This is a genomic window from Archangium sp. (genome assembly GCF_036388035.1).
Lineage (GTDB): Bacteria > Myxococcota > Myxococcia > Myxococcales > Myxococcaceae > Archangium.
In genome coordinates this window covers 1-17,974 of sequence record NZ_DASVSO010000166.1, presented here as the reverse complement: position 1 = coordinate 17,974, position 17,974 = coordinate 1, and the positions used below count along the sequence as shown (strand labels likewise).

The window sequence follows — 17,974 nt, the reverse complement described above, 5'->3', positions numbered from 1 at the left end:
ACGGCGGGCTCAAGGCGCCTCCAGCGCCGTCACGGAGCGCACGGAGAGGGCGAAGGCCTCCCGGTAGTACGGGTGCCAGCCGGCCTGGAGCTGCCGGGCCCGCCAGAGGGACCTGGCGATCCCGTGACGAGGAAGCTCCTCGTAGAACTTCGTGAACACGTCCGCCGTGGCCTGGTCATCCACCCGCCACCGGCTGGAGATGACCCACCGGGCCCCGGCGCTGTGGACCGTGGCCCCCAGGCTCGCGGACTCGTTCTGGCGCTGGGCCTCGATGCCCCGCCCCGTCTCACAGGCGCTCAACACCACCAGCTCGGCACGGGTGGCCTGCTGGAGCAGCTTCCAGGCCTCCAGCCGGCGCTGCTGCCCCAGCTCCACGAAGGAGCGGAACGGGTTGTCCGCATCGAGCGCGCCATGCGTGGCGATATGGATGTAGCGGGCCGAGGCCAGGGCGGGGGTGAGCGACTCCAGCGTCGCCGCGTCACCCAGGAGGGCTTGCGTCTGGAGCGTGGAGGCAACGGCCTCGGCCTCATCCTCGGCGAAGTGGAGCTGCTCGCCATTCACCCCCACCACCAGCGCGGAGCCCCCCCGTGCCTTCGCCGGCTTGCGCCCGGGAAGCTCCGTGATGCGGTCGGTATAGATGATGGGGTGGGACTCCCCCATGAGGGGACCGTCCGCGCGGCCGAGCGCCTCGAAGGGAATGCGTCCCAGGATACCGGCCGCCATCACCACCACCGTGGAGCCCTCGGGCAGGGCTCCCACGGGAGCCAACAGCCGCGCGTGCAGCTCCGCCGCGACGGGCTCCCACTCGGGAAGTTGGTGGCCGAGGAGCGCGAGCAGCTCGTAGGCCCTCCGCACCGTCTGGCGCATGGGGGCCTCGAGGAGCTGGACCTTCAACCCGTCACGCTCCGAGGAAGTCCACAGGACGATGGCGCGCCGCAGGGGACGCAGCCCGAGGAAGACGTGCGTCTTCCCGAGCGCCTGGAGTCCGCGCCTCAGGGCGGCGAGGGTGGGAGGCGGAAAGCCGGGGAGGACCGGCCCCGTGCGGGCGCGGAGCTGCTCCAGCCGTTGGAGCTCCGTCGGAGACAGGCTGCCGCCCAGGGCCACCATCCGCTCCAGGGCGAGCCGCTCCGCGAAGACGAGCGCCGCGGAGTTGCCGCTCCCGTTCCGCAACGCCTGGAAGCCGGACTGCTCCACCAGGAGCGCCTCGTTGAGCAGGAGGCTCCGCTCGGCCTCGCCCTGCGCCGCGAGGACCTCGATGAGCAGCTCGGTGGCCTTGAGTCTCAGGGCGGGGTCGAGCCCCACCGCGGACGCCAGCAGGCGCTCCAGGAGCGCTCGGGCCTCGGGGAGCCGCTGCTGGCGCTGGGCCACGAGCGCCTCGAGGTAGGTGGTCACCAACTCCAGTGCGGGCACGCCCCCGGGCTCGTGGACCAGGGCGCGCAGCTCCTTCGCCCAGGTGACGAGCACGGCCTCCGCGTCGGCCCGTTCCGCGAGGCCCACCAGCCGCTCGCAATGACTCAGGGCTCGCGCGGTGGCCATCGCCTCGTGGACGGTGGGCGGCTGGTGTCTGTCCCGCAGCGTCTTCGCCACGAGCGCCACGGGCTCGAGCGCCGCCAGAGCCGCCTGGGCACGGGCCAGCGCCTCGGGCACATCATCCCCTTCGATGGCATCCACCATGATGACGGAGATGGCGCTGCCACCGTCGCGGGCGATCCTCCGCGCGGCCTCGAAGCTCGCGGCCCGCTCGGGAGAGCCCTGGCGCGCATCCATGGCCTCACGGATGGCCAGGGCCACCTCCGTGGTGGTGAAGTCCTGCCTCGACGTGAAGCCCTGCGCCTCCGCGAGCTTCAACAGGGGCTCCAGCTCCCGCCTCGCCTCCTTGTAGAGCCGAATCCACCGGGGGTTCCCCTCGTTGAGCGCGAGGTTCCCGTACGTCTGCATGAGCAGCGTCCGGGCATCGAACTCGGAGAACCTCTCGGAGGCCAGCACCGTCTGGAATCCCCGGGGAATCCCATCGGCTCCGAAGACACGCGAGGCCGCCTCCTGAACGCGCTGGAAGTGCTCCGAGCGCAGCGCCACCACCTTCTGCTGTAGGGGGATGGCCACCTCCGAGCGCCCGAGCAGCAGGAGGATCTCACTCTGGAACTGGAACATGTCGGCGGCGGCCTGCCTCAGCTCGCTCTTCTCCGCGGCCTTGGCCATGGCCCCCAGCAGCTCGAGGGCACCTTGTGAATCCTGACGAAGAAACCAGCGCTCCGCCGCGCGGACACGCACCAGGTGGGTTGCCGCGAGGACGAGTCCGACATCCTCATTCCGGGCGGCGCGGTCGATGGTCTCCGCGAGACGCACCCCATCACCGTCGACCACCGCCGCGGCGAGCCGGGCCAGCGCGGCCTCCCGCTCCAGGCCCTCCTGTTCAGCGAGCTCGGCGGCCTTCAGGTACTTCCGCGAGGTGGTGCGCTCCTGGCCATGCCATGCCACGTAGGCCTCCCGGAGCGCGAGCATCCCCTGCGTGCGGGGACACCGGCCCTGGCGGAAGTGTCCGCGAGCCCGGCCGTAGTCCGCTCGCGCCGGATCGAGGATCTCCGCCGAGAGCCCCTGGGACTGCGGCGGGAGGAACTGCATCCGCACGAGGCCGGTCACGAAACCGCTGGTGTTCGGATCCAGGCCCTGCGTCTGCACCGGCCCGAAGGGGGCCGCCCGCACATCTCCCTGGAGCATGGCCAGCTCCCCCGCCGCGCAGAGCGCACCGGAGGAGCGCGCGAGCTGCTCGCCCTCGGAGAGGGCCCGCAGGGCCTCCTGGGTCTTTCCCCGCGCCCAGAGCACCTCCCCTTCGAGGCGCGCCCGGAGCAGGGCATCCCACTCATCCCGGCCCGGCCCCGTTGGCGCCCTTCCCAGGATCTCCACCTGAACACGGCTCGCGCGAGGCTGCTGGGCGTCCGACATGATCCGCTCGGCACGCATCACCGAGCGGAAGCTGAGGAGCGCGGAGAAGGCGCGCTCGAACTGGAGGTCCGCGGAGAGGCGCCCACGCGCTGGCTCGGGGAGCTGGGCGAGCACCTGGGAGAGGCGCCCGTCGAAGGACTCCAGCAGGAGGTAGACCTCCGGCAGCGCCACCACGTCTCCGGCGAGCCAGAGGCCAGCACCGGGAAAGGCGACCTGTTGGAGCACCAGGTGCCGCAAGGAGAGGAGGTGCTGGAGTTGCTCCGGAGAGCCCTCGGGAGGCGTGGAGGCGGAGAATCGCTGTCTGGCCTCGGCGAACCGGCCCCGCCGGATCAGCTCCGCGACGGCATCGGGCCCACCGTCGTCTCCCGTCGGGCGCCACGCCGTCTGGGGCAGCCAGAGGGAAGCCCAGGAGGGAGGAGCGCCCTGCTCGGCCCGTCCCTCCCATGAGAGCAGCGCCACGCACGCGGCGACCACGAGACCCAAACGCATGTCTTTCCCCCCTGTGCCGAGCCCGTCTCAGTCGAGCGGCTTCGCCACGTAGACGACGTCGTCGCCGGACCAGGCGGGATCGAAGCGATCCCAGGAGCCAGCATCGGGCACGGGCTGGAACTCACAGAGCCGCTCCTTCGCCTTGCCCCGTTCCGGCTCCACCCGCACCTCACGCGCGCCACACTGCTTGCCGCCGCGCTCGACCGGACTCAGCAATCGGGTCCCCTGGAGGGAGGCGGGCCGCACATGGCCGAGCTTCTTCGCCTCCTCGTTGGTGGCGGGCTGCGTGGGGGCCGCGGCGAAAGCACCCGTGCTCAGGTCGACGAGCCCGAGAACCGGGCGTCCTCCCTCCGGGCGCTCGCGCACGACGACCAGGGACTTCCCACCGTCCACCGTGAGCCCGAGCAGGGACACGAAGCCCGGGCCGTCCACGAGCTTGCGCGCCTTCTCGGGGGCCTCCACCAACCAGAGCCCATCCTTTCGGATGACGGCGATGCCCGCGTCCCCAACGGAGACGGGGGACCAGCACTCCTCACAGCGCCAGAGCAGGGACTCGGTCTTGGCGTCGCAGTCCAGCTTCAGCAGGGACGTCCCCTTCACGGGCCAACCACAGTCGGCGGCGGAGCGCGGCCGGGTCACCCGGGCCATCGAGCCCTTGTCCAACCCGAGCAGCTTGCCGAGCCGCTCCAGGATGCTTGGACCACTCGCCGCCAGTCCCTCAACGGCGAACAGGACGACGCCCACGCAGACGCCGAGCCGGAGCACCTTTCGATTCATATGCCACCACGGGGAGAAGACACGGGGGCGGAGGGCTGCTGCCCGGTCTGAGGCGGGGGCTGGGCGCTCGGGGCAGCCGGTGGAGCGGGGACCACGGGGCCACCCATCGCCGCCTTGCGCGCCTCGACCAGGATGTCGATGTCGGGACCGAAGCGGAGGGACTGCACCGCCTCGAACGGGATGGACGTGAGGACACCCACGCCCTGGTCCACGCTCCAGAGCACCAACATCTCCGAGGACTCCAGGACGAGCGCTCCCGAGACGGTCTCGCTCCTCGAGTCCTTTCCATGGCGCACCTCGACGGAGGGATAGGTGCTCTCATGGACCGTCACGCCAAAATGGATGAAGAGCGCGACCGCGCCGAGCAGCAGCGTCCCGCGGCACCCGAGCCAGGTCAGCCAGAGCAGATCTCGCCGCTTCAACTCCGGGGCCAGGAGGGCGATGACGCCCATGCAGAGCAGCCACACCAGCATCGCCACGCCGTAGAGGAGCCTGGCTTCCGCCGGGCCCGCGGCCTCGAGCTGCTCGGCGTTCAACGGACCGAGCGCGACGGAGGCGGGAAGGTCCGGGGGCATGCAGAGCACGCCCAGCAGGAGCAGCAACCCCATCAGCAGGCCCAGCGCCACCGGGAGACTCTGGCCGTCCGGCTTCAGGCGGCTGAACCACGCGGGCACGCGAGGCAGCCGATTGCGGCGCGAGAGGAGCGTGAAGGCGACCGAGCCCAGCAGGAGCAGGACGAGGGGCCACAGCGCGAGGCGCAGCAGCACCTCCAGGCTCTCGCTCACCACGTACCAGGCTTCGGCCAGGTAGCGCTCGATTCGCAGGGGCGTGCTGGAGGGAACGCCCAGCCTGTTGAGGTGCGCGCGGTGGGAGATGTAGCCCCCCACCGCGATCACCGCGGTCACCTGGGCCGCGATCTCCAACCGGTCCTGCCAGCTCGTTTCCGAAGGTTCCGACGCCACACTGACAGTGTCGCAGAACGCCAGCCGGGATCGAAGGTGCGCGAAGGTGCGCTCTGAAGCAGCGGCCGGCTCAGGTGCCTTCCTGCCAGGAGCCCAGGTACTTCACCTGCTCGGGGGTGAGCTTGTCGACCTTCACCCCCATGGCCTTGAGCTTGAGCCGGGCGATCTCCTGGTCCAACGGCTCGGGCACGGCGTAGACGGTCTTCTGCAGCTTGCCGTGGTTCTTCAGCATGTACTCGCTGGAGAGTGCCTGGTTGGCGAAGGACATGTCCATCACGCTCGAGGGGTGCCCCTCGGCGGAGGCGAGGTTGATGAGGCGGCCCTCGCCCAGGACGACGATCTTCTTGCCGTTGCGCAGGGTGTACTCCTCCACGTACTCCCGAATCACCGAGCGCGTCCGGGCCATCTTCTCCAGCGTCGCCAGGTCGATCTCCACGTTGAAGTGGCCCGAGTTGGAGACGATGGCGCCGTCCTTCATCCGCTCGAAGTGCTCCTGGCGGATGACGTTGAGGTTGCCCGTCACCGTGCAGAAGAAGTCGCCAATGCGCGCGGCGTCGCTCATGGGCATGACGCGGTAGCCGTCCATCACCGCCTCGAGGGCGACGGTGGGGTTGACCTCGGTGACGACCACGTCGGCGCCCATGCCCCGGGCGCGCATGGCCAGACCGCGGCCGCACCAGCCGTAGCCGGCCACCACGAACACGCTGCCCGCCAGCAGGCGGTTGGTGGCGCGGATGATGCCGTCGATGGTGGACTGGCCCGTGCCGTAGCGGTTGTCGAAGAGGTGCTTCGTCTTCGCGTCGTTGACCGCGATGATGGGGTACTTGAGCACGCCGTCCTTCGCCATCGCGCGCAGGCGGACCACGCCCGTGGTCGTCTCCTCGGTGCCGCCGATGACGTGCTCCAGCAGCTCCTGCCGATCGCTGTGCAGCACGCCCACCACGTCCGCCCCGTCATCCATGGTGAACTGGGGCTGGGCGTTCAGCGCTTCGTGGATGTGGCGGTAGTAGGTGTCGTTGTCCTCGCCCTTGATGGCGAAGACGGAGATGCCGTGGTCCACCACCAGCGCGGCCGCCACGTCGTCCTGGGTGGACAGCGGGTTGGAGGCGCACAGGGACACGTCCGCGCCACCCGCCTTGAGGGCGAGCACGAGGTTGGCCGTCTCGGCCGTCACGTGGAGGCACGCCGCCATGCGTACGCCCTTGAGCGGCTTCTGCTTCTCGAAGCGCTCCCGGATCTGGTTGAGCACCGGCATGGTGCGGCCCGCCCAGTCGATGCGCCCGCGGCCCTTCTCCGCCAGCAGGGGATCCTTGATGTCGGCATGCACCGGCGCGCTGCCGCGCCTCGTCGGCTTCTTCAGACTCACGATCTTGGCCATGGACCACTCTCGCTGAAAAAGGAAACGCGCGCGAGCCAATCAGAGGCCCGCGCGCGTCTTCAAGTCAGCGAAGCGTGAGGCGTTGACGGCGAACTACACCGCCTTGAGGCGGGAGCCGCCCACGGCCTCGCGCAGCAGGTCCTTCTTGTCGGTGCGCTCCCAGGTGAACTCCTTCTCGGAGCGGCCGAAGTGACCGTACGCGGCGGTCTTCTGGTAGATGGGCCGCAGCAGGTCCAGGTACTCGGTGATCTCGCGCGGCTTGAGGCCGAACGTGTGCTTGATGGCGGCCTGGATCTTCTCCTCGGGCACGGTGGCCGTGCCGAAGGTCTCCACCAGCACGCTCACGGGCTCGGCCACGCCGATGGCGTAGGAGACCTGCACCTCGCAGCGGCGCGCGAGGCCCGCGGCCACCACGTTCTTGGCGATGTGCCGGCCCATGTACGCGGCCGAGCGGTCCACCTTGGACGGATCCTTGCCCGAGAAGGCACCGCCACCGTGACGGCCCATGCCGCCGTAGGTGTCCACGATGATCTTCCGGCCCGTCACGCCCGAGTCGCCCATGGGGCCACCGATGACGAAGCGCCCGGTGGGGTTGATGTAGATCTTCGTCTTGGCGTCGATGAGCTTCTTGGGCAGCGCCTTGGCGATGACGTCCTCGCGGATGGCCTCGTGGATCTTCTTGTTCGAGACTTCATCCGAGTGCTGCGTGGACACCACCACCGCGTCGATGCGGGCCGGGCGGCCGTTGCGGTACTCGACGGTGACCTGGCTCTTGCCGTCCGGGCGCAGCCAGTCGTGCGTCTTGCGGCGCACGTCGGACAGGCGCCGGGTGAGCGCGTGCGCGTAGTGGATGGGCGCCGGCATGAGCTCCGGCGTCTCGTCGCAGGCGAAGCCGAACATCATGCCCTGGTCGCCGGCGCCCTGCTCCTTCTTGTTGTCCACGCCGCGAGCGATGTCCTGGCTCTGGCCCTCGATGGCCACCATGACGCCGCAGGTGTGGCCGTCATAGCCCATGGAGCTGTCGGTGTAGCCGATGCGGCAGATCGTGCTGCGGACGATCTTCGGGATGTCGACGTAACAGTTGGTGGTCACCTCGCCAGCGACGATGGCCAGGCCGGTCTTCACCAGCGTCTCCACGGCCACGCGGCCCTGGGGATCCTTGGCGAGGATGGCGTCCAGCACGCCGTCGGAGATCTGATCGGCGATCTTGTCCGGGTGCCCTTCAGTGACGGATTCAGAGGTGAACAGGTAGTCGGTCGGCATGTCTTCTTCAGCGATCGTGAGGGGTAACGCGCGCCTCGGCGGCGTGAAGCGCGGGCACACTAGACGTTGGGCTCTGGGGGAGTCAAACCCGTAAACCCACAAGAGAATTCGCTTCATCGCATGCGCTGGGATGCTCTCGCATGCTTTTCCCTACAGGCAGGCGACCCGGCCCCCGGGCTCCCCTTCGGATGCCGCGTGAATTTCGCGCGCCCCGGGCCGTTCCTCTGGGCTACAGAGACAGCCCTCTTCCTGGAAGGACTCGAATGAACGCTCGCCTCCGCTCCCTTGCCCTGCTGGCTACCCTGACCCTCGCCCTGCCGGCGCTCGCCGCGCCCAACGAGTCGGTGGCCAAGCCCGTGAAGACCCTCGTGCAGTCCGTGCGCTACAGCAAGGACGCCCTGGCCCTCAAGCACCTCAACAACGAGGAGCAGGGGCGCTTCCTGCTCGGCGACGACTGGGCCAAGGGGACGGACGCCCAGCGCAAGGAGTTCACCGAGCTCTTCAACAGCCTCTTCTCCAAGATCGCCTTCCCCAAGGTGCGCGAGAACTTCAAGAACCTCGCCTCCATCACCTACGAGGACCCCATGGTGGAGGGCAACACGGCGAAGATGAAGTCCACCATCGTCATCGAGCACCCGCTGAAGAAGCAGGAGCTCAAGCTCCAGTACTCGCTGGCCAAGGACAAGAGCGAGTGGAAGGTCGTGGACGTGACGGTGCTCGGCGACTCGATGCTCACCGGCATCCGCGATGACCAGGTGCGGCCCATCATGGCGCAGGGCGGCTGGGCCCACCTGCTGGACCTGATGCGCAAGAAGAACGCCGAGCTGACCGCCGCGGAGAAGAAGGACAAGAAGTAGTCCCGCCGCGCTCCGGGGCCGAGCAGCCGGGCCCCCGGAGGCGAAGACGTTGAGAGGCGCGGATACCGGCCCAGCTCCTGGCCCATGTCCGTGCCCCCGTCTCCGCCCACGACTGGTACGCAGGGTAGGAGTCCGCTTCCCGAGGGAGCAGCGCGCTTTCCTCCTCCTTCCCTGGGAATAAACCGGTGAGAAGGGGTGAACGCCCCCCTCTTGACTCCCTCTCGGAGTGAACACGGGCAGCCGAGCAGCCGGGGGTCTGAACCGCGCTTCAGACACGCGCGGTTCTCCTGTAGGGTCCGCACCGCATGAGTGACTCGACCCACAAGCCGCCGCGCCTTGCTCTCGCCTATGCCAGCCTGTTGGTCCGCAGGCCTGGAATGGTCCTCCTCGCGATCCTCGTGCTGTTCGCCGTGTCGGGGTGGGCGACCACGAAGCTGACCATCAACTCCAACCAGCTCGACCTCATCGCGCAGGATCTGCCCGAGGTCGTCGAGGTCAAGCGCGTCATCGACATGGTCGGTGGCAGCGGCTACCTCATGCTGGCGCTGCGCGGCGAGAGCGAGCCCACCCTCAAGAAGGTGGCCGACGACGTCGCCACGAAGCTGCTGGCGGACAAGGAGAACGTCCGCTTCATCACCTACAAGGTGCCCGTCGAGTTCGTGCAGCAGAACATGGGCCTCTTCATCAAGACGGAGGACCTGGCCGAGGGCAAGGCCCGCGTCATGGCCTACCTGAAGGACCAGCTGCGCCGCAACAACCCCTTCTTCATCGAGATCCAGAAGACCGAGCCGGTGAAGCTCGACCTGACGGACCTCATCAACAAGTACAGCAGCGTCGGCAAGAAGAGCATCCGGGACGACTACTACATCTCCCAGGATCGCAAGATGGTGCTCCTGCTCATCAAGCCGATGTGGGACTCCAACCAGCTCGGCCAGACCAAGCAGTTCGTCGAGCAGCTGCGCAAGGACCTCGACGCCTACTCGGCCGGCGGCGTGAAGCTGGTGGAGGACTACGACAAGATGGGTGACGACAAGCTCGTCGCCTACGGCTTCACCGGCTCCTACAAGACGGCGGTGGACGACTCGTACGCCATCGAGGAGTCGCTGCAGCCGGTGACGCTCATCGCCTTCGCGGCCATCTTCCTCATCACCATCCTGGCCTTCCGCAAGTGGGTGCCCACCATCATCGTGGCCAGCGGCACGCTCATCGGCACCGTCATGACCATGGGCTTCACCTACGTCACCGTGGGCGAGCTCAACATGATCACCAGCATCCTGGGCGGCCTGCTGCTGGGGTTCGGCATCGACTACGGCATCCACTTCATCTTCCGCACGCGGCTGGAGCTGGGCCAGGGCAAGCCCTACGAAGAGGCCATCCGCGACGCGGTCATCAACGCCGGCCGGCCGGCGCTGGTGTCCGCGGTGGTGACGTCGGGCTCGTTCTTCGTGCTCATGCGCAGCGAGTTCCGCGGCTTCAGCCAGTTCGGCTTCCTGGCCGGGTGCGGCACCTTCCTCATCGGCGTGCTGCTCTTCGCCTGGAGCCCGGCGCTGCTCGCGCTGCTGGGCCGCCTCAACCCCGAGCTGCCCAAGAAGCTCATCGGCGAGATGAAGCCGCCGGCCACCCAGAGCGCCGCCACGGGCAAGGAGCTGCGCATCCCCCGCCCCGGCCTGATGCTCCTGGTGAGCACCGTCATCGTGGGCTTCATGTGCGCCTTCGCCATCCCGTGGAGCGACGTGGACGTGCCCACGGACCGCCCCGCCTCCCTGGCCGAGCGCATCAAGGCCGGCGTGCGCTTCAACTACAACAGCCGCGCCCTCATCCCCGAGGGTCAGCCGTCGGTGAAGCTGCAGGATGAGATCAGCCAGCGCTTCAACATCTCCAGCGATCCCATCGCCGTCTACACGAAGACGATCGAGGAGACGAAGGCCGTCTACGACGAGCTGACGGACCCGAAGAACAAGGAGAAGTACTCCGCCATCGACCAGGTGGTGAGCATCTACACCTTCGTCCCGCCGCCGGGCACGGCCGAGGCCAACGCGAAGATCCTCGGGGAGTGGAAGGAAGAGCTGAAGGACATCGACGTGGCGGCGCTGCCCCCGGAGGCGCAGGACAAGGCGGCCCTCTTCATGAAGATGCTGGAGGCCAGGCCCTTCGACGTGAACGGGGTGCCGGACATCTATGCCTCGCAGTTCCGCCACCTGCCGGAGACGAAGCCGGAGAACCACGGCTACCTGACGTTCATCTACCCGAACGTGGACCTGTGGGACGGCAAGAAGATGCTCACCTTCGTGGACCAGACGAGCAAGATTCCCACGCCGCAGCTCAAGGACGCCTCGGGCAAGGTCATCGCCGAGGCCCAGGAGCGTCGGGCCGCGGGCTCCGCGCCGCTGTTCGCGCGGCTGGCGCGCATCGTGCTCTCCGATGGTCAGTGGGCGGTGCTGCTCGTCACGCTGTGGATTTTGGTGATGCACTTCCTGGACTTCCGCAACGTGAAGCTGGCGCTGGCGTCCGTCATCCCCCTCACGGTGGGCCTCGCCATGATGCTCGGCATCATGACGCTGGCGGACCTGCACCTGAACTTCATGAACATCATCATCCTGCCCATCCTCCTGGGCTTCGGGGTGAGCCACGGGCTGTACCTGCTGCACCGCTACCTGGAGGGCACCTCGCCGGTGGTGGCGCTGCGCAGCGTGGGCGCGGCGGTGGCCTCGTCCACGCTGACCACGGCCGCGGGCTTCGCCGCCCTCCTGGCCGCCAGCCACAACGGCCTCAAGTCCATGGGCCTCGTGGCGTGCATCGGCCTCATCACCACGCTCATCGTGTCCTTCACGGTGCTCGCCGCGGTGATGCAGGTGATGTGGGACAAGCTGCCGCGCAAGCTGCAGGACGGCGTGCAGGCGCCGACGCCCGCCCACAAGCCCTCGGACAAGTCCGAGGCGGCCTGAAGCACTCGGGGTGAATCGGGGGTAGGCTGCGCCGGATGAACATCTCCGGCGCAACCGATTGGAAGGAAACCCTCGCCCCCGACGAGGTCGAGCGCTTCGAGCGCTATGCCTCCGAGCTGCGTGAGCTGCAGAGGAGGAACGCCCGTGGCGGTCCTCCCTCGCGCGCCCTGCACGCCAAGGGGCACGTGGGGGCCACGGGCGAGCTCATCGTCTCCAAGGACCTGCCCGAGGCCCTGCGCGTCGCCGTCTTCGCCGAGCCGCGCTCCTGGCCCGTCTTCGTGCGCTTCTCCAACGGCTCGGGCCGGCACCAGCACGACCGGACAGCGGACGTCCGGGGCGTGGCGCTGAAGCTCGTGGGTGTCCCGGGCCGCAAGCTCATCCCCGGCCTCGAGGACAAGCGCACCCAGGACTTCCTCCTCATCCAGGAGCCCACCACGCCCTTCCGCACCCCGGACGAGTTCGTCGCCTTCGTGCGCGCCGCCGCCAAGGGCCCGGGCCTGCTGGTGCCGCGTCTCTTCGGCTCGCTGGGCTTCGGCCGGACGCTCGGCCTGCTCAAGAAGCTCGCCTCGATGCCCAAGGTGACGTCGCTGGCCACCACCCCCTTCTACACGGCGCTGCCGCTGCGCTTCGGTGCCACCGCGGCCAAGCTCGCCCTCTTCCCCGTGGATGCCACGCCCGCGGGCGTGGCCTCGGGCGCTCCTGGGGCGCTGCGCGAGGAGCTCGTCTCGCGCCTGCGCACCGGCCCGCTCACCTGGAGCTTCCGCGCCCAGCTCTTCGTGGACGAGCGCACCACGCCCATCGAGGACGCCTCGGCGCCCTGGCCCGAGGACCGGGCGCCCTTCCACGAGCTCGCGCGGCTCGTGCTGCCCCAGCAGGACCTCACGTCGGCGAGCGGTGCGAAGCTGGAGGAGCAGATCGAGCGGATGTCGTTCGACCCGTGGCACGCCGTGGAGGAGCTGCGTCCGCTCGGCGCGATGATGCGGGCGCGGGCCATTGCCTACCGTGAGAGCGTCCTCGAGCGGCAGGCCGCGCCCGAGCCCGAGGACATGGTGAAGCTCGCCGCCGGGTAGCCGTCAGGCCGAGCCCGTGGCCTTGCGCCATGCGCCCAGGAGGTTGTCGACGACCTCCCGCAGGCCCACGCCCTTCGTCACCTGGGTGAAGACGAAGGGCCCCTCGCCGCGCATCTTGCGCGCGTCGCGCTCCATCACCGACAGGTCCGCGCCCACGTGCGGCGCCAGGTCCGTCTTGTTGATGACCAGCAGGTCGGACTGGGTGATGCCCGGCCCGCCCTTGCGCGGGGTCGAGCAGCCAGCGCTCGTCGAGCAGCGCCCGCCCCTCGCGGTGGACGCGAAGCGCGGAGACGTAGTGGGTGAAGGCCCAGTGCTCGCCATTGGCGCTGCGGCCCGCGGTGACGACATCCAGCAGGACGAGCGAGGCCCCTGGGTCGAGCTGAACGTCCTGACGCTGCGCGTACCGGGCCCCGGCGAAGCACATGGTGGGGTCCGGCACCAGCGCGAGCAGCGCGCCCTCGCCCACCCGGGCCGACAGCTCGCTCCGACAGCCCCGCGGCGAGCGATAGACGCGATTGGCGCCCTGGCTCGACAGGAGCGCGAAGGCGCCCTCGGCCACGTCCAGCTCCACGGAGAGGTGGTCGCCATCCACCAGTCCCCCACCGAGCGAGCTGGTTAGACCCAGGCGGCGTGCCCGTGGTTGCGAGGTGTCAGCAACCGCATCGGACTGTGCGCGAGCGCGGTGCGCACCACGGTCCGGTTCCCCACCCGCGCGAAGGCGAGCCGCGCATCTCCCGCGCGCCCGGCCCGGGGCACTATGGATGGTTGAAAGTGCTCGATTGGCCGCCTGGGGGTGCTCAAGTCCGAGACCTACTCAGCATCCTTGGCGCTGGCCATGAGCGCGCGGGCATGGAGTTCCTTCAGCTTCGCGTTGCGGTCACGGGCTTGGACCAGGTCATCCACGCGCGCGGCATCGAGCGTGACGACGAGCAGATCACCCGAACGTTCCGCCGCCAAGCCACTCTCGAATCCCTTGGCGAACCCACCAATCGAGATGAAGAAACCGAGCTGGCAACGACCAAAACGCCGTTCGATCTTCTTGAGGAAGACGTCGAGTTCCTTGCGCTCGACTGGCTTCGACCAGTTCTTGCACTCGCCCAGGATGTACTGCGAGTGCGCCTGGAGCCAGAACGGATCGGTCGACTCGTTGGGAATGACGATGTCGATCTCCTCGTCCAGGCTCTTGCGGTTCGTCTGGGTGCGCTCGAAGCCTGGGATCGACTTGAAGAGGAGCGCGACCAGATCTTCGAGCAACGCCCCCTTGATGGAGGGATCGCGCTCGGTACGAACCGCGTGCCACAGCTCACGGATGGTCTCATCCCGCTTGCCGTTGGCGAGCGCCGCCATCCGCCGCTCGCGTGCCGCTTCCAGCGCGTGACGAACCTTTACCTTGAGGATGGCCTCGAAGTAAGCATTCTTCTCAAGGTAGTCGTAGGCGCCCGCCGCGAAAGCACGGTTCACCGAATCCGAATCAGCCACGCCCGTTACCAGGATGACCTTCACTTCGGGCGCCCGCTGCCGAATGCCCTGGATGAGATCCAGCCCCGTATCCGGACCAAAGCGACCCTGGAGCTTGCGGTCGAGCAAAACCAAATCCCATCCCGGCTGTTCCAACTTCGAAAGCACCGAGGGACCGTCCGTGACCGCGTCCACGGAGTAGCCCTCGGTAGCGAGGATGGTGCGGTAGGTCTCGAGGAACGTCGGCTCGTCATCGACGAGGAGGATCCTTCCGGTCGGGTTCATGGCCGCTCCATACCAGTAGTGGGTATCCGCATCACGAAGCGCGCACCACCCAGGGGTGAGGCATCGCAGGCAACCAAGCCCCTCATCTCCTTCTCGAACACCTCCCGGACGAGCGCAAGCCCGAGCCCACTTCCACCCCGGAGGGAAATGCCCTCATCGAAGATGGCCCGCCGCAACGGCTCGGGCACCCCCGGGCCGTTGTCCTCGACGAAAATCCGTACCGCGCTCGCCCCCTCGAGCGCTTCGGCCTGGATGCGGATGACCGGGGATTCGGGTGGAACCGCCTGGGCCGCGTTGCGCAGGACGTTGGTAAGTGCCATGACCACGCGCGCCCGGTGGCCAGAGACGGGCGGCAACGAGGCTGGCAGCATCTGCTCGATGCGTCGCCCCGCCTCGGACTCGACAGCGGAAACCGCATCGCGAATCGCCGGCACCAGATCGAAAGACTCGAAGGGTAGTGCCGAAACCTTCGCGAGTTCGACGAGTTCGCCGACAAAGCGGAATACGGCATCGATCCCCCGGTCAATCCCCTCGCGTCTGCGAGCAATCACCTCGCCGGGCTGCTCCACCAGCAAGACCTCCCGGTAGAGCGCACCCAACGCCGTCTTGACGGGAACGAGCATGTTGCGGATTTCATGAGCCACCATCCGAGAATGCCGAGCCGTGGCTTCCGCAACGGCGCTGGCTTGGACTTCGACCGTGGTCCCAGTCCCCCAGTGGGTGGCTACATCCGCTGCGGACAGTGTCAAGTCGGCCAGCAGGGAACCAGCGAGCACCGACATGGGAGACTCCTGCTGCTCCGCGATTTCCGTGAGCAACTCCTCGCCCAATGGAAGCGTCGTGAGGTGGGTCCGTTTGTGCTGGGCATCCTCCTCGATGAGGACAAGCCCCAATGCCTCCAGTCGCTTGAGCGACTGCCACACGAGACGGAACGACTTCTCCTTTCCCCAATCGAATGACCAGTTTGACTGACTCGTCAACACTTGTGCGGCTTCTCGACTCACGCGCCATGGATCCGAAGGACCAAAGGACTGGGCTGCCTCGACATGGAGAAGCCAGCGAATGGCGTCCCGGCCCGTAAGCTCTAGAAAAACGCGGCCGATAGGAGTCACGGAGAGTGCCGCCTCAACGCCTCTTGTCGCCCGAATGGAAGCAGCGTAGGCGGCGACATCAATACGCGCACGCGTGTCCATCGCCTCGCCGCGTGCGATTCTCGCAAGCCGGTCGATCTCAAGCGTGCGGACCTTGCTGGGGAGAGCATCGTCCAGCCCCACCCGCCTGGCAATGGACAGCGCGATCCATGCCTTGATGTCCTCGTCCGAAGCGTCCCTGCCGATGCTCTCGCGGAGAAGACGATCCATGCGTTCCGCGAAAAGGACGACCGCATCGTTTCGCTGCCAGACTTCGAAAAGCTCCTCCAGGATGGGACGTCCGGTAGGGGCAACCCTGACATCCTGGATCGACTGTTCCAACCGCTCCAACGCGCGGATGAACACGTCGCGCGCCCAGGCCGGGTCGATGCCACCACTCAGGGGCTCAGGAGCCATCAAGCGACCAGGGGAGTGAACCACCATCTTGAGGTACTCGCCCAAGTTGTCGAGAAAGGACACCGGCACACCCCTCCTGGAACTGCGCTGCTTTCCGCTAAGAAACGTTCACAGACCTACAACTCTGGCCCACTTCCAACTCTGGCTCGTTACATTACCTGGGTGCCCACTTCCGGTAACGCATCCATCCTGGCCATCGACCTCGGGACCTCGGCCGTGAAGCTGGCGGCCGTCACCACCCGGGGGAAGATCCTGGGCGGTGAGGTCGAGCCCCTGGAGCTCCACCTGCTCCCCGACGGCGGCGCCGAGCAGGACCCTGAGTCCTGGTGGAGTGCCATCGTCCGTGGCACCCGACGCATGCTGGACAAGGGCGTCGTCTCCGCCAGCGACATCATCGGCATCAACGTCAGCTCCCAGTGGTCCGGCACCATCGCCGTCGATGAGACGGGCAAGCCCCTGCGGCCCGCCATGACCTGGATGGACTCGCGCGGGGAGCCCCATGTGCGGCGCGTCGCCCATGGGTTCATGCCCGTCGAGGGCTACGGGCTCGCTCGGCTGAGGGCCTGGGTGCGGCTGACCGGTGGCGCGCCCACCCTCTCGGGGAAGGACCCGCTCGGCCACATCCTCTACCTCCAGAGCGAGCACCCCGAGCTCTACCGCCGCACCTACAAGTTCCTGGAGCCCAAGGACTGGCTCAACCTGCGGCTCAGCGGCCGGCTCGCGTCCTCCTACGACACCATCACCCTGCACTGGGTGACGGACAACCGGGACCTCTCTCGCATCACCTACGACGCGGGGTTGCTCAAGATGACGGGCCTGCCGCGCGAGAAGCTCCCCGACCTGGTGCCCGCCGCCAGCGTGCTCGGCCCGCTCCAGCCCGAGGCCGCCCGCTCGCTGGGCCTGAGCGACAAGGTCCAGGTCGTCAGTGGCGCCCCGGACATCCTCGCGGCCGCCGTGGGCTCGGGCGCCGTGCGCGACCATGAGACCCACCTCTGCATCGGCACGTCCTCGTGGATGAGCTGCCACCTGCCCTACAAGAAGACGGACATCTTCCACCAGATGGGCACCCTGCCCTCCGCGCTGCCGGGCCGCTACCTCCTCACCAACGAGCAGGAGTCCGCCGGCATCTGCCTGTCCTTCCTCAAGGACAACATCCTCTTCGGCCACGAGGGGCTCGCCCCCAGCGGCACCGGGCCCGAGAGCCAGGAATCGGTGGACCTCTACAAGGTCCTCGAGAGGGAGGCCGAGCGCATCCCCGCGGGCAGCGACCGGCTCATCTTCATGCCCTGGCTCAACGGCGAGCGCAGCCCGGTGGATGACCAGCGGCTGCGTGGCGGCTTCTTCAACCAGTCGCTCAAGACGACCCGCGGGCACATGGTGCGCGCCGTGCTCGAGGGCGTCATCTACAACTCGCGCTGGCTCTTCACCTACGTGGAGAAATTCGTCGGCCGCAGGCTGGACTCCATCCGCATCATCGGCGGCGGTGCCCGCTCGAAGCTGTGGTGCCAGATTACAGCGGACATCCTGGACCGGCGGATTCACCAGGTGGACGAGCCCGTGCTCGCCAACGCGCGCGGCGCCGCGTTCCAGGCGGCGGTGGCGCTCGGGCACCTCACGGTGGACGAGATTCCCTCGCTCGTCCCCATCGCGAACACCTTCGAGCCCAACCCCCAGAACCGCGGGCTCTATGACGAGCTCTTCGGCGAGTTCTTGAACCTCTACAAGTCCAACAAGGCCATCTTCGCGCGGCTCAACCGGGCCCGGAGCGCCTGAAGCGGAGCGACACCATGGATCTGCCCGAGCTCGGAACGAGCCTCCTCAACCGCGTCCCATCCCGGCTGCTGTCGGTGGCCGAGCGCTACCTCAAGAACGTCCCGATGCTGCGCGAGCGGCTGGCGAAGGAGACGGACGCGATGCTGGCCGAGCTGGAGGGCGACCTGAAGCCCTACCGCGGCCAGCACCCCACCTTCGACACGCTCCCCCCCCAGGGCCTCTCGCAC

The 17,974-nt window shown here is 68.1% G+C and carries 11 protein-coding genes and 3 pseudogenes; 5 read left to right on the top strand and 9 right to left on the bottom strand.

The genetic code is table 11. The annotated features are described in order from the left end of the window. Nucleotides 1–9 precede the first annotated feature (9 nt). From VF697_RS07375 to metK, 5 genes are all read right to left on the bottom strand, one after another. The gene (locus VF697_RS07375) at nt 10–3,432 is read right to left on the bottom strand and encodes a CHAT domain-containing protein (protein WP_331092787.1); all 3,423 of its coding nucleotides are present in this window, start codon (nt 3,430–3,432) and stop codon (nt 10–12) included. Nucleotides 3,433–3,459: 27 nt separating this feature from the next. Next, complete coding sequence (locus VF697_RS07370; protein WP_331092786.1) at nt 3,460–4,209, bottom strand: hypothetical protein; 750 nt, start codon at nt 4,207–4,209, stop codon at nt 3,460–3,462. Next, on the bottom strand, nt 4,206–5,171 hold the full coding sequence (locus VF697_RS07365; RefSeq protein WP_331092785.1) for a hypothetical protein: 966 nt from the start codon (nt 5,169–5,171) through the stop codon (nt 4,206–4,208). Before VF697_RS07365 ends, VF697_RS07370 begins: the two co-directional genes overlap by 4 nt. Nucleotides 5,172–5,241: 70 nt before the next feature. Next, nucleotides 5,242–6,549, bottom strand: coding sequence for an adenosylhomocysteinase (gene ahcY / locus VF697_RS07360; protein ID WP_331092784.1), 1,308 nt, complete (start codon nt 6,547–6,549; stop codon nt 5,242–5,244). Between the two features lie 93 nt (nt 6,550–6,642). Next, a complete protein-coding gene (gene metK / locus VF697_RS07355; RefSeq protein ID WP_331092783.1) occupies nt 6,643–7,812 on the bottom strand; it encodes a methionine adenosyltransferase in 1,170 nt (389 codons plus the stop codon). Between the two features lie 263 nt (nt 7,813–8,075). Between metK and VF697_RS07350 the strand changes: the two genes are divergently transcribed. From VF697_RS07350 to VF697_RS07340, 3 genes are all read left to right on the top strand, one after another. Then, complete coding sequence (locus VF697_RS07350; RefSeq protein ID WP_331092782.1) at nt 8,076–8,669, top strand: ABC transporter substrate-binding protein; 594 nt, start codon at nt 8,076–8,078, stop codon at nt 8,667–8,669. Nucleotides 8,670–8,974: 305 nt separating this feature from the next. Next, a complete protein-coding gene (locus VF697_RS07345; RefSeq protein WP_331092781.1) occupies nt 8,975–11,614 on the top strand; it encodes an efflux RND transporter permease subunit in 2,640 nt (879 codons plus the stop codon). Between the two features lie 35 nt (nt 11,615–11,649). Further along, entirely contained in the window at nt 11,650–12,684 is a 1,035-nt protein-coding gene (locus VF697_RS07340; protein ID WP_331092780.1) for a catalase, read from the top strand. A gap of 3 nt (nt 12,685–12,687) precedes the next feature. On the opposite strand, the pseudogene VF697_RS07335 reads toward VF697_RS07340, so the two are convergent. The 4 genes and pseudogenes from VF697_RS07335 to VF697_RS07320 all read right to left on the bottom strand — a co-directional run. Beyond that, a pseudogene (locus tag VF697_RS07335) lies at nt 12,688–12,918 on the bottom strand (GTP-binding protein); the annotation flags it as partial. 22 nt (nt 12,919–12,940) lie between these two features. Further along, nucleotides 12,941–13,243: pseudogene (locus VF697_RS07330) on the bottom strand (urease accessory protein UreD); the annotation flags it as partial. Nucleotides 13,244–13,494: 251 nt separating this feature from the next. After that, entirely contained in the window at nt 13,495–14,427 is a 933-nt protein-coding gene (locus VF697_RS07325) for a response regulator (protein ID WP_331092779.1), read from the bottom strand. Then, nucleotides 14,424–16,037 carry a HAMP domain-containing sensor histidine kinase gene (locus VF697_RS07320; protein ID WP_331092778.1) on the bottom strand — a complete coding sequence of 538 codons (1,614 nt, stop codon included), beginning with the start codon at nt 16,035–16,037 and terminating at the stop codon, nt 14,424–14,426. Before VF697_RS07320 ends, VF697_RS07325 begins: the two co-directional genes overlap by 4 nt. Nucleotides 16,038–16,136: 99 nt before the next feature. On the opposite strand from VF697_RS07320, the gene VF697_RS07315 reads away from it, so the two are divergent. Further along, nucleotides 16,137–17,747, top strand: a complete 1,611-nt coding sequence (locus tag VF697_RS07315; protein WP_331092777.1) for an FGGY-family carbohydrate kinase — start codon at nt 16,137–16,139, stop codon at nt 17,745–17,747. A 14-nt stretch (nt 17,748–17,761) separates the two neighbouring features. Then, nucleotides 17,762–17,974: pseudogene (locus VF697_RS07310) on the top strand (aspartate aminotransferase family protein); the annotation flags it as partial.

Bases quoted from the DNA above. Each gene is read 5' to 3' on its own strand.
- VF697_RS07375 (WP_331092787.1), bottom strand. From the start codon at position 3,432: ATGCGTTTGGGTCTCGTGGTCGCCGCGTGCGTGGCGCTGCTCTCATGG.
- VF697_RS07370 (WP_331092786.1), bottom strand. From the start codon at position 4,209: ATGAATCGAAAGGTGCTCCGGCTCGGCGTCTGCGTGGGCGTCGTCCTG.
- ahcY (WP_331092784.1), bottom strand. From the start codon at position 6,549: ATGGCCAAGATCGTGAGTCTGAAGAAGCCGACGAGGCGCGGCAGCGCG.
- metK (WP_331092783.1), bottom strand. From the start codon at position 7,812: ATGCCGACCGACTACCTGTTCACCTCTGAATCCGTCACTGAAGGGCAC.
- VF697_RS07350 (WP_331092782.1), top strand. From the start codon at position 8,076: ATGAACGCTCGCCTCCGCTCCCTTGCCCTGCTGGCTACCCTGACCCTC.
- VF697_RS07345 (WP_331092781.1), top strand. From the start codon at position 8,975: ATGAGTGACTCGACCCACAAGCCGCCGCGCCTTGCTCTCGCCTATGCC.
- VF697_RS07340 (WP_331092780.1), top strand. From the start codon at position 11,650: ATGAACATCTCCGGCGCAACCGATTGGAAGGAAACCCTCGCCCCCGAC.
- VF697_RS07325 (WP_331092779.1), bottom strand. From the start codon at position 14,427: ATGAACCCGACCGGAAGGATCCTCCTCGTCGATGACGAGCCGACGTTC.